The organism is Streptomyces sp. NPDC093225 (assembly GCF_044753805.1).
Classification (GTDB): domain Bacteria; phylum Actinomycetota; class Actinomycetes; order Streptomycetales; family Streptomycetaceae; genus Streptomyces.
The window spans coordinates 146,419-159,755 of the sequence record NZ_JBIVNX010000009.1; the positions used below are offsets into that span (position 1 = coordinate 146,419).

Annotated in this window: 14 protein-coding genes; 7 read left to right on the top strand and 7 right to left on the bottom strand. The window is 75.0% G+C overall.

Features of this window, described 5'->3' with window-relative positions:
- Positions 1 to 136: 136 nt before the first annotated feature.
- Entirely contained in the window at positions 137 to 658 is a 522-nt protein-coding gene (locus tag ACIQCH_RS11465) for a helix-turn-helix transcriptional regulator (RefSeq protein ID WP_402580421.1), read from the top strand.
- A 109-nt stretch (positions 659 to 767) separates the two neighbouring features.
- Complete coding sequence (locus ACIQCH_RS11470; RefSeq protein WP_402580423.1) at positions 768 to 1,178, top strand: DUF3224 domain-containing protein; 411 nt, start codon at positions 768 to 770, stop codon at positions 1,176 to 1,178.
- A 298-nt stretch (positions 1,179 to 1,476) separates the two neighbouring features.
- Here the strand turns inward: ACIQCH_RS11470 and ACIQCH_RS11475 are convergent, their stop codons facing one another.
- Positions 1,477 to 2,433, bottom strand: a complete 957-nt coding sequence (locus ACIQCH_RS11475; protein ID WP_402580425.1) for an acyl-CoA dehydrogenase family protein — start codon at positions 2,431 to 2,433, stop codon at positions 1,477 to 1,479.
- Positions 2,433 to 3,578 carry an acyl-CoA dehydrogenase family protein gene (locus ACIQCH_RS11480; RefSeq protein WP_402580427.1) on the bottom strand — a complete coding sequence of 382 codons (1,146 nt, stop codon included), beginning with the start codon at positions 3,576 to 3,578 and terminating at the stop codon, positions 2,433 to 2,435. The genes ACIQCH_RS11475 and ACIQCH_RS11480 overlap by 1 nt, the downstream gene beginning before the upstream one ends.
- A gap of 83 nt (positions 3,579 to 3,661) precedes the next feature.
- Between ACIQCH_RS11480 and ACIQCH_RS11485 the strand changes: the two genes are divergently transcribed.
- The 5 genes from ACIQCH_RS11485 to ACIQCH_RS11505 all read left to right on the top strand — a co-directional run bounded on the left by ACIQCH_RS11485 (position 3,662) and on the right by ACIQCH_RS11505 (position 8,705).
- Complete coding sequence (locus tag ACIQCH_RS11485; protein WP_402580429.1) at positions 3,662 to 4,486, top strand: SDR family oxidoreductase; 825 nt, start codon at positions 3,662 to 3,664, stop codon at positions 4,484 to 4,486.
- 21 nt (positions 4,487 to 4,507) lie between these two features.
- Positions 4,508 to 5,116: a TetR/AcrR family transcriptional regulator gene (locus tag ACIQCH_RS11490; protein ID WP_402580431.1), complete on the top strand. Its 609-nt coding sequence runs from the start codon at positions 4,508 to 4,510 to the stop codon at positions 5,114 to 5,116.
- A 41-nt stretch (positions 5,117 to 5,157) separates the two neighbouring features.
- Entirely contained in the window at positions 5,158 to 6,315 is a 1,158-nt protein-coding gene (locus tag ACIQCH_RS11495) for an acetyl-CoA C-acetyltransferase (protein WP_402580432.1), read from the top strand.
- A 186-nt stretch (positions 6,316 to 6,501) separates the two neighbouring features.
- Positions 6,502 to 6,705: a cold-shock protein gene (locus tag ACIQCH_RS11500; RefSeq protein WP_402580433.1), complete on the top strand. Its 204-nt coding sequence runs from the start codon at positions 6,502 to 6,504 to the stop codon at positions 6,703 to 6,705.
- 137 nt (positions 6,706 to 6,842) lie between these two features.
- A complete protein-coding gene (locus ACIQCH_RS11505) occupies positions 6,843 to 8,705 on the top strand; it encodes a DEAD/DEAH box helicase (protein ID WP_402580434.1) in 1,863 nt (620 codons plus the stop codon).
- Between the two features lie 136 nt (positions 8,706 to 8,841).
- Here ACIQCH_RS11505 and ACIQCH_RS11510 read toward each other — a convergent pair whose 3' ends face one another.
- From ACIQCH_RS11510 to ACIQCH_RS11530, 5 genes are read right to left on the bottom strand one after another with little or no spacing between them, the layout of a single operon-like run.
- On the bottom strand, positions 8,842 to 9,768 hold the full coding sequence (locus ACIQCH_RS11510; protein ID WP_402580435.1) for a tyrosine-protein phosphatase: 927 nt from the start codon (positions 9,766 to 9,768) through the stop codon (positions 8,842 to 8,844).
- Positions 9,769 to 9,827: 59 nt separating this feature from the next.
- Positions 9,828 to 10,883: an NAD(P)H-dependent flavin oxidoreductase gene (locus tag ACIQCH_RS11515; protein WP_402580486.1), complete on the bottom strand. Its 1,056-nt coding sequence runs from the start codon at positions 10,881 to 10,883 to the stop codon at positions 9,828 to 9,830.
- Between the two features lie 11 nt (positions 10,884 to 10,894).
- Positions 10,895 to 11,638, bottom strand: a complete 744-nt coding sequence (locus tag ACIQCH_RS11520) for a CoA-transferase subunit beta (RefSeq protein WP_402580436.1) — start codon at positions 11,636 to 11,638, stop codon at positions 10,895 to 10,897.
- Positions 11,635 to 12,549 (bottom strand): CoA transferase subunit A, encoded by a 915-nt coding sequence (locus ACIQCH_RS11525; RefSeq protein ID WP_402580437.1) that lies wholly within the window; start codon positions 12,547 to 12,549, stop codon positions 11,635 to 11,637. Before ACIQCH_RS11525 ends, ACIQCH_RS11520 begins: the two co-directional genes overlap by 4 nt.
- The gene (locus ACIQCH_RS11530; protein WP_402580438.1) at positions 12,546 to 13,304 is read right to left on the bottom strand and encodes an enoyl-CoA hydratase family protein; all 759 of its coding nucleotides are present in this window, start codon (positions 13,302 to 13,304) and stop codon (positions 12,546 to 12,548) included. The genes ACIQCH_RS11525 and ACIQCH_RS11530 overlap by 4 nt, the downstream gene beginning before the upstream one ends.
- Positions 13,305 to 13,337 lie beyond the last annotated feature (33 nt).

The following is a 13,337-nucleotide window of genomic DNA, read 5'->3' on the forward strand; positions in this document are numbered from 1 at the left end:
GGGTTCGGCGCTCGGGCCGGCAGCCGACCACCGGGGTCCGACCCGAGCCCGTCCGCCGGCACCCGTCCGCCGGACCGCCGCCCCGGCGCCCGACCGCGCCGCCGCCCGGCCCGACCCCGGGACGACGACCGAGCTGGTGGGGGCGTGCTCGGACCGCCGCCGGGTGCGCCTGGCGTACCGCTCCGAGGCCGGCCGCGAGCGGGACGTACGGGTCGACCCGTGGGCGGTCGTCGTGCGGCACGGCCGCTGGTACCTGCTGTGCTGGTCGCACACCTCGGAGGGCCGCCGGGCCTACCGGGTCGACCGGATCGGCGCCGTCGAGGTGCTCGACGAGGGCTTCGAGCCGCCGGCGGGACTCGACCCCGTCGCCGTGCTCGAAGAACACCTCGCGGCCGGCTGGGAGTACGCCGCCGAGGTCGTGATCGAAGCCCCGCTCGACGCGGTGGCCCCGTACGTGCCGCGGACCCTGGGTCGCCTGGAGCCGGTGGACGGTGCCACCTGCCGGCTGGTCGGCACGACGAGCAACCCCCGCTGGTACGCCGAGCAACTCGCCGGCCTGCCGGCGCCGTTCCGGATCCTGGACGGCGAGGAGGTGCGGCGCGCCGCGCACGCGCTCGGCCGCCGCCTGCTCGCCGCGGCCGGCGAAGCGCCCGCGTAGCCCTGCCGCCACGCCCCGCCGGGCACCGCCGCACCCTGCACCGGACCTGGCCGCGGCACGGAACCGCAGGTCAGGGCAATTGTCAGTGGCCCCCGCTACGTTGGGGCGCATGAGAGCTGAGGGAACCTTCGAGGTGGCGAGCTTCGTGCCCACCGACACCGCACCGGAGCCCGCGATCGAGACGGCCGTGCCCGTGGGCGTCTCCCGTCTGGAGAAGCGCTACGAGGGCGAGATCACCGGTCGCTCGGCCACGCTGTTCACGGCCGCCTACGACCAGGCCACCGGCACCGGGACGTACGTCGCCATGGAGTCCTTCGAAGGCGAAGTGGCGGGCCGCAAGGGGGCGTTCAACTACGCCCACTGCGCCACGACCCGCGACGGCGGCGGCCGCGAGGCGGAGTTCTTCGTCATCGTGCCCGGCAGCGGCACGGGCGAGCTCGCCGGCATCACCGGTACGGGCGGCCTGGCCATCGACGACGACGGCACCCACCGGGTGTGGTTCGCGTACGAGCTGGGCTGACCGGTCCGGTACGGGGCGGGCCGACCGCTCCGGGCACCCGGCACCGGTCCGCGGTGCGGGACGTCCGGCGGGCGCGGGGGGCTCGCCGGACGCCCCGTCCCGCGGACCGCTGCGTCACGCCGTCGAGGCCCGCGCGGCCGCGTCACGCCGCCCGGCGCGCGGACCCGGGCCCGGACCACCGGTACGGGGGGGCGGTAAGGAGCGGCACGGGGCAGGCCCCCGGCACGGGGGTGCGGGGGCCTGCCCCGTGCGCGGCACCGGCGCCCGACGGTGGACGGACCGGACCGGACCGGACCGCTCAGGCCAGCAGTCGCGCCCGGCAGTCGGCCGGGGCGCCCCACGCCGTGCGCAGCGGGCGGGCCTTGCGCAGCCACAGCGCGAGGTCGAGCTCCTCGGTGTAGCCGATCGCGCCGTGCAGCTGGAGCGCGGTGCGCGCGGCCCGGTACGCCGCCTCGCCCGCCGCCAGCTTCGCGGCCGCCACGTCCCGCTCCGCCAGCGTCACCGCCGCACCGAACACCAGCGGCCGGGCGAACTCCAGCGCCACCAGCGTGTCCGCCAGCCGGTGCTTGACCGCCTGGAAGGAACCGACCGGCGCCCCGAACTGGGTGCGCTGCCCGACGTACTCCACCGTGCGCGCGAGCAGCGCCTCGCCCACCCCGAGCGCCTGCGCGGCGGTGAGCAGGGCCGGCCAGCGCCACCACGACGCGGGCACCGCGCCGAGCCGTTCGCCGCCCGCCACGACCGGGGCCGCCAACCGCCGCGCCGGGTCGGCCGAGGCCCGTACGGCCCCGTGCCCGACCGCCGCCACCAGCTCACCGGTCTCCGACACCGCCAGCACCGCGTCCGCCGCGTCCGCGTCCAGCGCGTACGGCGAACCGGGCCCGGCCAGCGTCAGCAGCGTCTCGCCCGCCGCCACGCCCGGCAGCCAGCGCTTCCCCGCCCCCGCCGCGGGCCCGGGCTCCCCGAGCAGCACCGCGGCCGACGCCGTCTCCACCAGCGGCCCCGGCGCCCCGGCGCGGCCCAGTTCCACGAAGGCCGTCGCCAGCTCCACCGGCAGGACGCCCACCCCGTCGTGGGCCTCGGGCACCGCCAGGGCGAAGACCCCGAGCTCGCCGAGCCCGGCCCACAGCGCCCGCCCCGGCCCGTGGTCGCCGGCCGCCCAGGCCCGGGCCGCCGCCGGCACGTCCGCGGCGGCCAGCAGTGCGCGCAGCGAGCGCGCGAAGTCGCCCTGCTCCGCGGTCGGCAGGAATCGCATCAGCGGCGGCCCTTCGGAAGGCCGAGCAGGCGCTCGGCGATGATGTCGCGCTGGATCTCGTTGGTGCCCGCGTAGATCGGACCGGCGAGCGAGAAGACGTACCCCTCGGCCCACTCCGAGTCCGCCAGCTCGCCGTCCGCGCCCAGCAGGTCCCACGCCGTCTCGTGCAGGGCGATGTCCAGCTCCGACCAGAACACCTTGTTCAGGCTCGACTCCGCCCCGACCCCGGTACCCGCGGCGAACCGCGAGGCCGCCGCCCACGTGTACAGCTGGTAGGCCCGCGCCCCCGCGACCGCGTCGGCCACCCGGTCCCGCAGGGCCGCGTCCGCCGGGTCGCCGACCGACCGCCACAGCCGCACCAACCGGTCCGCGGCCGCCAGGAACCGGCCCGGTGAACGCAGCATCAGCCCCCGCTCGTTCCCCGTGGTCGACATCGCGATCCGCCAGCCCTGGCCGGGCTCCCCGATCACGTCCGCGTCGGGGACGAAGACCCGGTCGAGGAACAGCTCCGCGAAGGCCGGCTTGCCGTCCAGCCGCCCGATGGGCCGCACGCTCACCCCGGGCGCGCGCAGGTCGAACATCAGGTACGTCAGGCCCTGGTGGGGCCGGGGCGCCGCCGGGTCGGTCCGGAAGATGCCGAAGGCCCGGTCCGCGAAGGCGGCCCGCGAGGACCAGGTCTTCTGCCCCGACAGGAGCCAGCCGCCGGCGGTGCGTTCGGCCCGCGAGGTCAGCGCCGCCAGGTCCGAGCCCGCCTCCGGCTCGGACCAGGCCTGCGCCCAGACCACCTCGCCGCGCGCCATGGCCGGCAGGACCCGGGCCCGCTGCTCGGGCGTGGCGTGGTCGAAGAGGGTCGGGGCGAGCAGGTTGATGCCGTTCTGCGAGACCCGGCCGGGTGCGCCGGCGGCGTAGTACTCCTCCTCGAAGACCAGCCAGTGGAAGACGTCCGCGCCCCGCCCGCCGAACTCCTCCGGCCAGGACACCACCGACCAGCGGTCCGCGGCCAGTTCGGCCTCCCACTCCCGGTGGGCGGCGAAGCCCTGCGCCGTCTCCAGCGAGGGCAGCGGCCGTTCGGGCACGTGCGCGGCCAGCCAGGCGCGGGCCTCGGCCCGGAAGGCCTCCTCCGAGGGTGTGTGCGCGAGGTCCATCTGCGGCTCCCCTCCCCGGCCGCTCCCGGCGGCCGTGCTCCGCGCGCTTCCCTAACAAGCGTTTGGCAGGTTAACGTACGGCCATGAGCAGCGTCGAGAGCGGCGGAGGCGCCACCCACGCCGCGTACGTACCCGGGCACGGCCTCCTCGCCGGCCGCACCGCCGTCATCACCGCCGCCGCCGGAGCCGGCATCGGCGGCGCCACCGCCCGCCGCTTCCTGGAAGAGGGCGCGAGCGTGGTCGTCAGCGACGCCCACCCCCGCCGCCTCAAGGAGACCGAGGCCGTCCTCGCCGCCGAGTTCGGCCCCGACAGAGTGGCCGGCCTCGCCTGCGACGTCACCGAGGAGGCCCAGGTCCAGGCCCTGTTCTCGTACGCCGAGGAACGCCACGGCCGCCTCGACCTCGTCGTCAACAACGCCGGCCTCGGCGGCACCGCACCGCTGGCCGACATGACCGACGAGCAGTGGACGAAGGTCCTCGACGTCACACTGAACGGCACCTTCCGCTGCACCCGCGCCGCCCTGCGCGCCTTCCGGGCCGCCCGCGCGGCCGGCGACCCCCGCGGCGGTGTGATCGTCAACAACGCCTCCGTCATCGGCTGGCGCGCCCAGGCCGGCCAGGCCCACTACGCCGCCGCCAAGGCCGGGGTCATGGCCCTCACCCGCTGCGCGGCCCTGGAGGCCGCCGAGTTCGGGGTACGGATCAACGCCGTCGCCCCCAGCCTCGCCATGCACCCGCACCTCGTGAAGGTCACCACCCCCGAACTGCTGGCCGAGCTCACCGCCCGCGAGGCCTACGGCCGCTACGCCGAGCCGTGGGAGGTCGCCAACGTCATCGTCTTCCTGGCCAGCGGCTACAGCTCGTACATGACCGGCGAGACGGTCTCCGTGAGCAGCCGGCACCCGTAGCCGAGGGACGAGAATGGCCGTGTGCCCACGAAGAAGACCCACGTGACCCCCTCGCCCGAGCGCCGGCGCGAACTCCTCGGCACCGCCGCCGAGGTGTTCGCCGCGCACGGCTACAACGCCACCACCGTCCGCAAGATCGCCGACGAGGCGGGGATGCTCGCCGGCAGCCTCTACTACCACTTCGATTCCAAGGAATCGATGCTCGACGAGATCCTCTCCACCTTCCTCGGCGAGCTCTGGGAGGGCTACGACACCGTCCTCGCGGCCGGCCTCGGCCCCCGCGAGACCATCGAGGCCCTCGTCACCGAGTCCTTCCGCGAGATCGACCGGCACCGAGCCGCCGTCGCCATCTACCAGAAGGAGTCCCGCCACCTCGCCGACCAGCCCCGCTTCCACTACCTGAGCGACTCCCAGGTCAAGTTCGAGAAGGCCTGGCTCGGCACGCTGGAACGGGGCGTCGCGAGCGGCGCGTTCCGCCCCGACCTCGACATCCGGCTCGCCTACCGGTTCGTCCGCGACACCGTGTGGGTGGCCGCGTCCTGGTACCGGCCGGGCGGCGGGCACAGCCCCGAGGAGATCGCCCGCCAGTACCTGTCGATGGTGCTGGACGGGATCGCCGTCCGCACGTAGCCCCGGCGCGCCCGCGCGCCCGTCCCGAAGGAGACCCCGCCATGCCCGAGGCCTACATCGTCGACGCGCTCCGCACCCCCGTGGGCCGCCGCAAGGGAGGGCTGGCCGCGGTCCACCCGGCCGACCTGGGCGCCCACGTCCTCAAGGCCCTCGTCGCACGCTCGGGCATCGACCCGGCGGCCGTCGAGGACGTGGTCTTCGGCTGCCTCGACACCGTCGGCCCGCAGGCCGGGGACATCGCGCGCACCGCCTGGCTGGCCGCCGGACTGCCCGAGGAGGTGCCGGGCGTCACCATCGACCGGCAGTGCGGCTCCTCCCAGCAGGCCGTGCACTTCGCGGCCCAGGGAGTGCTGTCCGGCACCCAGGACCTCGTCGTCGCGGGCGGCACCCAGAACATGTCCATGATCCCCATCGCCTTCGCCTCCCGGCAGGCCGCCGAGCCGCTGGGCCTGACCCAGGGCCCCTACCTCGGCAGCGAGGGCTGGCGGGCCCGGTACGGGGACGCGCCCGTCAACCAGTTCCACGGCGCCCAGCTGATCGCCGAGAAGTGGGGCATCTCCCGCCGCGACATGGAGGAGTTCGCGCTGCGCTCCCACCAGCGCGCGGTCCACGCCATCGACGAGGGCCGCTTCGACCGCGAGCTGGTCCCCTACGGGGACGTCACCACCGACGAGGGCCCGCGCCGCGACACCACCCTGGAACGGATGGCCGCCCTGCAGCCCGTCCTGGAGGGCGGCACGATCACCGCCGCCTGCTCCTCCCAGGTCTCCGACGGGGCCGCGGCCATGCTGATCGCCTCCGAGCGGGCCGTGGCCGAGCACGGCCTGACCCCGCGCGCCCGCATCCACCACCTCTCGGTGCGCGGCGAGGACCCCATCCGGATGCTCTCGGCACCCATACCGGCGACCGCGTACGCGCTGAAGAAGACCGGCATGACCCTCGACGACATCGACCTGGTCGAGATCAACGAGGCCTTCGCCCCCGTCGTGCTGGCCTGGCTCAAGGAGACCGGTGCCGACCCGGCGAAGGTCAACGTCAACGGCGGCGCCATCGCGCTGGGGCACCCCCTGGGCGCCACCGGCGTCAAGCTCATGACCACCCTCCTGCACGAGCTCGAGCGCACCGGTGGCCGGTACGGCCTGCAGACCATGTGCGAGGGCGGCGGCCAGGCGAACGTCACCATCATCGAGCGGCTGTAGACCACCGGGTCGGGGCGGCGTGATCCGGCCGTCCCGACACCCCTCGCCCGAGGGATGTGCTAACGTCGAGGCGTTGCAGTTGTGGTACCCATGAACTTTATGTGCGCCTGACGGGAATGATCCGCAGGCGCTTTTATTGTTTCCGGCATCTCCGGATGGGCGCCCTCTACCTATCAGGAGAAAATTATGGCCACCGGCACCGTGAAGTGGTTCAACTCGGAAAAGGGCTTCGGCTTCATCGCGCAGGACGGCGGCGGCCCCGACGTCTTCGCCCACTACTCGAACATCGCCACCCAGGGCTTCCGTGAGCTCCAGGAGGGCCAGGTCGTGACCTTCGACGTCACCCAGGGCCAGAAGGGCCCGCAGGCGGAGAACATCCTCCCCGCCTGATTCCAGGCCGACGCGTACCGACGTGTCCTGACGCGTTCCCACGCGCCCGCACGCATCGTCGCGACAACCGGGGCCCGCACCGTCAGGTGCGGGCCCCGGCTCGTGCTGTCACACCAGGTCCAGGAGGGCGCTTCCGCATGACCAGCTCCAGTTCCGCCAGTTCCGCACCCACCACCGACTCCCGGTCCGGCCGCCGCTCCGGCGGGGCGGGCGGCTCCGCCCGCGGCCGCGGTGCCGCGCCGAAGGGCGCCGCCAGGGCCGCGGCCCAGGGCACCGCCCAGGGCGCCAAGGGCAACGCCAGGGGCGGTGCCAAGAGCGGCGCGAAGAAGGGTGCGAAGAAGAACGGCGGCGGCGCCGGGACCCCCGCCCGCCCGCAGGACTTCGCCCTGCCCGAGACGCTGACCCCGGCCCTGCCGCCGGTCGCCGCCTTCGAGGACCTGGACCTGCCCGAGGCCCTGCTGAAGACCCTGGCCGACCAGGGCGTCACCGCGCCCTTCCCGATCCAGGCCGCGACCCTGCCGAACTCCCTCGCCGGCCGCGACCTGCTCGGCCGCGGCCGCACCGGCTCCGGCAAGACCCTGGCGTTCGGACTGGCGACCCTCGCCCGTACCGCCGGCCGCCGCGCCGAGTCCAAGGCCCCGCTCGCCCTGGTCCTCGTACCGACCCGGGAGCTCGCACAGCAGGTCACGGACGCCCTCACCCCGTACGCGACGGCCCTGCGGCTGCGCATCGCCACGGTCGTCGGCGGCATGTCGATCAACCGGCAGGCCAACGCCCTCGCGCGCGGCGCCGAGGTGCTGGTGGCCACCCCGGGCCGGCTGAAGGACCTGATCGACCGGGGCGACTGCACCCTGGCGCAGGTCTCGATCACCGTGCTCGACGAAGCCGACCAGATGACCGACATGGGCTTCCTGCCGCAGGTCACGGCGCTCCTCAGGCAGGTCGAGCCGGACGGCCAGCGGATGCTGTTCTCCGCGACCCTGGACAAGAACGTCGACCGGCTCGTCCGGGACTTCCTGGTCGACCCGGTCACGCACTCGGTCGACCCCTCGGCCGGCGCGGTGACCACCATGGAGCACCACCTCCTGCACGTCCTCGACGAGACGGACAAGAAGGCGGTCACCACGCGCATCGCCGCCCGCGACGGCCGCGTGATCATGTTCCTGGACACGAAGCGGTCCGTGGACCGGACGGTCAAGCGGCTGCTCGCCAGCGGTGTCCGGGCCTCCGGGCTGCACGGCGGGCGCTCGCAGCCGCAGCGCAACCGCACGCTGGAGTGGTTCCGGACCGGCGAGATCACGGCCCTGATCGCCACGAACGTGGCGGCGCGCGGCATCCACATCGACGACCTCGACCTGGTCGTCAACGTCGACCCGCCCGTGGACCACAAGGACTACCTGCACCGCGGCGGCCGCACCGCCCGCGCGGGGGAGTCGGGGCGGGTGGTCACGCTCGTCCTGCCCGAGCAGCGGCGGGAGATGTCCCGGCTGATGGCGGACGCGGGCATCACGCCCGCCGAGGCGCGGGTCAAGTCGTCGGACGCGGAGCTGGCGGAGCTCACGGGGGCGCGCGAGCCCTCGGGCGTGCCGGTCACCATCGAGGTCCCGGCGCCGGCCCAGGCGCCGGCGAAGGCCGCGTCCGGTGCCGGTGGTCAGCGTCGGTCCCGGCGGGGGCGCGGGGGCGACGGCTCCGGCCGCGGCCGCACGGCCGCGACCGACTCCGCCGCCCCGGCCCAGGGCTCGGGCCGGGGTTCCGGTCGTGCTGCCGCCCAGGCGCAGGGGTCCGGCCGGGTCTCCGGTCGCGGTGCCGCCCAGGCCTCGGGCGCGGGGCAGGGTTCCGGGCGGGCCGCCGGTTCCGGCCGGGGCGCCGCCAAGGCCCCCGGCTCCGACAGCGGCCGCGGCTCGGCGCAGGCTTCCGGCGGGCGCGCCGGGGGCGGGTCCGCGCGGAGCCGGTCCGGCGCGTCGCGCCGTCGCTCCGGCACGGGGCGCGCCGGCGCCTGACCCGGCGCTCCGCGCCGGGTGCGCTCAAACGCCCGCGCGGGCTGGAATCGCCCCGCCTCGGGTGGTTCCAGCCCCGCCGGCGTCAGAGGCGCCGGGGGGCTGGGGCGGAGCCCCCGCCCCCGGACGGGCTAGCTAGCTAGCGCACCAGCTTCGACTGGAGGCGGGCCAGCGTCGGCACGTCCAGGCCGAGGCCCCGCGTCAGGTAGCCGTAGAAGCCGCCGTAGTCCGCCTCCATCCGCGACGTGGCCGCGTCCAGGTAGTCCTGGCGGACCTCCTGGAGCGGGATCAGCAGGTCGGGGTTCTGCATCCGACCCGACTGCCTGAGCCCGTCCCGGACCCGGGCGTCGTACGCCCCCCGGAAGGTGTTGGACGCCAGGTAGTCCCGCTCGGCCGAGGACACCGGCACCCCCAGCGCCCGCAGCAGCACGTAGCTCAGCCAGCCGGTCCGGTCCTTGCCCGACGTGCAGTGGTACAGCAGCGGACCCTGCGCGCCGTCGGCGATGTCGCGCAGGGTCGCCGCGAACTGCGCCCGGTCGGCGGGGTCGGTCACGAAGGTGCGGTAGACGTCCCGCATGAAGGCCTCCGCCCTGCCCCCGCCGAGCATCTGCTCCTGCTTGACGGGGTCCCCGCTGCCGATGGCCGTCAGCAGCATGCCGTACAGGCCGAGGTCGCTGACCGGCCGCGAGGTCGTCGCGAGCCCGGCCGGCAGCCGGTCGGCGCCGTCGTACTGGACCTCCAGCGGGATGCGGAAGTCCACCGCCTTCGTCAGCCGCAGCCCGGCGACGGTGTCCACGTCGGCCGGGGTCAGCTTGCCGAGGGCGTCGGCCCGGTACACCAGGCCCGTGCGCACCTGGCCACCGGTGTAGGTCCAGTAGCCGCCCAGGTCGCGGACGTTGACCGCGCCCTGGAGGGGTATCTGCCGGATGGTCTCCGCCACCGCGTGCACCCGGGGGTGGTGGCGGGGGGCGGCCGGGGCCGGTGCGGCGGTGGCCGCCGCCGGCAGGGCCCCGGTGGCCAGCGCGGAGACCAGGGCTCCGGCCGCCAGCAGTCGTGCCCGTCGCACGCTCCGGGCTCTTCGGTTCTCGATCGATCCACGCGCGCTGCGCGTACGGCTCGTGCCGTTCATGGGTGTGCACTCCTTGGGAGCCGGTCCAGTACCTGGTGTGCCTCGGCCATGACCCGGGCGACGAGTTCCGCACACGACGGAAGGTCCTCGATCACGCCCGCGACCTGGCCCGATGCCATGACCCCGAGGTCCGTACGGCCCTCGACCATGGACGCCTTGAGGAGCATGGGGGTGTTGGCGGCGAGCAGGACCTGGCTCCAGGACAGGTCCTTGCCGTGTTTCATGGCCAGCCCGTCGCGCACCATCCGCGACCAGCTCAGGCCCGAGAGCTGCTTGAAGCCGGCCGCGTGCCGCACCGCGCGGGCCAGCCGCCGGGTCCGTCCGGCCCGCTCCAGCGAGGCCACCATCGGGGTGCGCAGCATCCGGTGCGGCAGCCCGTCCACGGCCGTGGTGACCGTGACGTCCCTGACGGAGGCCGCCAGGTAGCGGGCCTTGACCGGGTCGGGGACGGTGGAGTCGGAGGTCAGCAGGAACCGGGTGCCCATCGCCACCCCGGCCGCCCCGTACGCCAGGGCCGCGACCAGCCCGCGCCCGTCGTGGAAGCCGCCGGCGGCCACGACGGGGATGTCCACCGCGTCCACCACCTGCGGCAGCAGCACCGAGGTCGCCACGTCGCCGGTGTGCCCGCCGCCCTCCCCGCCCTGCACGATCACCGCGTCCGCGCCCCAGGCGGCCACCTTCTCGGCGTGCCGGCGGGCTCCGACGGAGGGGACCACGACCACGCCCGCGTCCTTCAGCCGCAGGATCAGCTCGCGGGAGGGCGCCAGCGCGAACGACGCCACCCGTACGCCCTCGGAGATCAGCAGCTCCACCCGCTCGCCGGCGTCCCCGGCGTCCGCCCGCAGGTTCACCCCGAAGGGCTCCGCGGTCCGCGACTTCACCTCCCGCACCGCCGAGCGCAGCTGGTCGAGGGTCATGGTCGCCGAGGCGAGGATGCCCAGCGCGCCCGCGTTCGCGGCCGCCGAGACCAGCCGCGGGCCGGCCACCCACCCCATGCCGGTCTGCACGATCGGGTGGCGCACCCCCACGAGCTCGGTCAGGGCGGTCTCGATCACGGGGGCGGTCACGCCGGCACCTCCCGGTCCCGCGCCCCGTCCGGGTCGAGCTCCTCGCGGATCAGCCGCAGCTCGGCCGCCGTCGGCTCCCGCGTGTACGGCACGTCCGCCGGCACGGTGAGCGCGAACCCGGTCGCGGCCCGCACCTCCTCGACCGTCACGCCCGGGTGCAGGGAGGCGAGCCGCATCGACCGGTCCGGGGTCGCGAAGTCGAAGACGCCGAGGTTCGACACCACCCGGGGGATGCGGTGGAACCGGCTCGCCGACGGCCCGGCCGCCGCCGCCCGGTCGTACCCGACGCCCGAGACCACGTCGACGCGCTCGACGAACACCCGGGTCGAGTGCCGGGGGATCCAGTAGCTGACCGGGTTGTTGAGGGTGTTGACCGGCGCCCCGCGCACCCCCAGCAGCTGCCGGGACGGGCGGGACCAGTCCCCGATGCAGGAGATGTTCTGGTTGCCGTGGCGGTCGATCTGGGAGGCGCCCATCATCACGTGCCGCCGCCCGCCGGTCACCGTCGTCAGGTGCTTGCGGTAGGGCAGCCAGCCCTCGGCCGTGCCGTCGTCACGGACCAGCGTGGCCTCGCCGTCGGTCAGCAGCAGGTCGGGGGAGAAGGTGCGGCGGGCCAGCCGCGCGCCGATCGAGGGGACCGCGCCCATCGGGCTGGCCAGTACCTCCCCGTCGTCCCGCCAGGCCTCGGCGCAGGCGATCACGCAGTACTCGGCCCGGGTGGTGCTCGTCGACGTGCTCATCGCCGTCCCTCCGTGGCCCGCCCCGTCGTCGGCCCCGTCGTCGGCCCCGTCGTCGGTTCCGCCGTCCGTTCCGCGCGCCAGTCGGCGACGGCCCGCTGGTAGTCGTACTCGCTGCGGCCGGCCAGGAAGCGGGCCGCGAACTCCTCCCACGGCGTGCTCGCGTACAGCTTCTGGAAGGCCTCGTCGCGCCCGTAGTCGGGCGCGCAGGAGGTGAAGTGCGCCCCGTTCGGGGTCTCCACGACCCCGGTGACGCAGTGCCGGCCCACCAGCAGCGTCTGCGGCGGTGCGTCCTTGGTGAGCGCGGCGGTCTCCACCAGCTGCTCGCAGGAGAGGTACGCCCGGTCGGCGGCCTCGCAGAACAGGTCGTCGAAGTACGGGTCCGGGCCCAGGTACTGGCCGTTGCCGAGCCGGTCGGCCCGGTTGAGGTGGACCAGCGCCGCGTCCATGCGCAGCGCGGGCACGGCGACCAGCTCCTCACGGTCCTCGTACGGCGAGACCACCGTCCGCAGCCCGGGGTTGACCTCCATCACCGCCGAGCCCAGGCCCGCCCGCACCGGCATGAACGGCAGCCGGTTCGCGGCCGCGTGCAGCCCCCACATGAACATCGCCTCGTCGAGCTCCGTCAGCTCGAAGGCCCCCCGCTCGCGGGCCGCCCGGAAGTGCGGCTCCAACGGGATCGAGTCGAGCGTGGCGAAGGGTGCGACCAGCCGCCGGATCCGGCCCGCGGCCGCCAGCAGGCCCACGTCCGGGCCGCCGTACGAGACCACGGTCAGGTCGGTGACGCCGGAGCGCAGCAGCGCCCGGACCAGGGCCATGGGCTTGCGCCGCGACCCCCAGCCGCCGATCCCGAGGGTCATTCCGCTGTGCAGCTGCCCGACGACCTCGTCGGGGGTCATGGTCTTGTCGGTCACGAAGACGCCTCCGTCCGCTCGCTGCCGAAGGTGTTGCGCACCCGGTCGGCCACCCCGCTGAGGTTGGCCTCGAAGGTGAAGCCCTGCTCGAAGCGGTAGCTGCGGCGCACGTCCACCGGGTCGATGCCGTTGATCGCGGCCTTGGCCAGCCGGAGGAGCGTGCCGTCCTTGGCCGCGATCTCGGCGGCCAGCTCCAGGGCGGCGGCCGTCAGCTCCGCGCCCGGCACGACCTTCCAGACCGAGCCGTGGGCGTGCAGCTCGGCGGCGGTGACGTTGCGCGAGGTGTAGTACAGGGTGCGCATCAGGTGCTGGGGGACCAGTCGGGCCAGGTGGGTGGCGGCGCCGAGGGCGCCGCGGTCCAGTTCCGGAAGGCCGAACACGGCGTCCTCGGCGGCCACGATCGCGTCCGCGTTGCCCACCAGGCCGATGCCGCCGCCCAGGCAGAAGCCCTGTACGGCGGCGACCACCGGCACCTGGCACTCGTAGACCGCGGCGAAGGCCTCGGCGCAGCCGCGGTTGGCGCCGAGCAGCGCGCCGTGCCCGGCGTCGCGCTGCATCTCCTTGATGTCGACCCCGGCGTTGAAGCCGCGGCCGGCGGCGGCCAGGACGACGCACCGGGTCTCGGGGTCGCGGCCGGCCGCGCGCAGGGCGTCGGCGAGTTCGTACCAGCCCCGTACGGGCAGCGCGTTGACGGGTGGGAAGTCGACGGTGACGACGGCGACGCCCTTGTCCGGGCGGGAGGTGGAGACACCCATGAGAGGATCAGCTACCTTTCCACCAAACATTTG

Bases quoted from the DNA above. Each gene is read 5' to 3' on its own strand.
- ACIQCH_RS11495 (WP_402580432.1), top strand. From the start codon at position 5,158: ATGCCCGAGGCCTACATCGTCGACGCGCTCCGCACCCCCGTGGGCCGC.
- ACIQCH_RS11480 (WP_402580427.1), bottom strand. From the start codon at position 3,578: ATGGACCTCGCGCACACACCCTCGGAGGAGGCCTTCCGGGCCGAGGCC.
- ACIQCH_RS11500 (WP_402580433.1), top strand. From the start codon at position 6,502: ATGGCCACCGGCACCGTGAAGTGGTTCAACTCGGAAAAGGGCTTCGGC.
- ACIQCH_RS11530 (WP_402580438.1), bottom strand. From the start codon at position 13,304: ATGGGTGTCTCCACCTCCCGCCCGGACAAGGGCGTCGCCGTCGTCACC.
- ACIQCH_RS11520 (WP_402580436.1), bottom strand. From the start codon at position 11,638: ATGAGCACGTCGACGAGCACCACCCGGGCCGAGTACTGCGTGATCGCC.
- ACIQCH_RS11475 (WP_402580425.1), bottom strand. From the start codon at position 2,433: ATGCGATTCCTGCCGACCGCGGAGCAGGGCGACTTCGCGCGCTCGCTG.
- ACIQCH_RS11470 (WP_402580423.1), top strand. From the start codon at position 768: ATGAGAGCTGAGGGAACCTTCGAGGTGGCGAGCTTCGTGCCCACCGAC.
- ACIQCH_RS11485 (WP_402580429.1), top strand. From the start codon at position 3,662: ATGAGCAGCGTCGAGAGCGGCGGAGGCGCCACCCACGCCGCGTACGTA.
- ACIQCH_RS11505 (WP_402580434.1), top strand. From the start codon at position 6,843: ATGACCAGCTCCAGTTCCGCCAGTTCCGCACCCACCACCGACTCCCGG.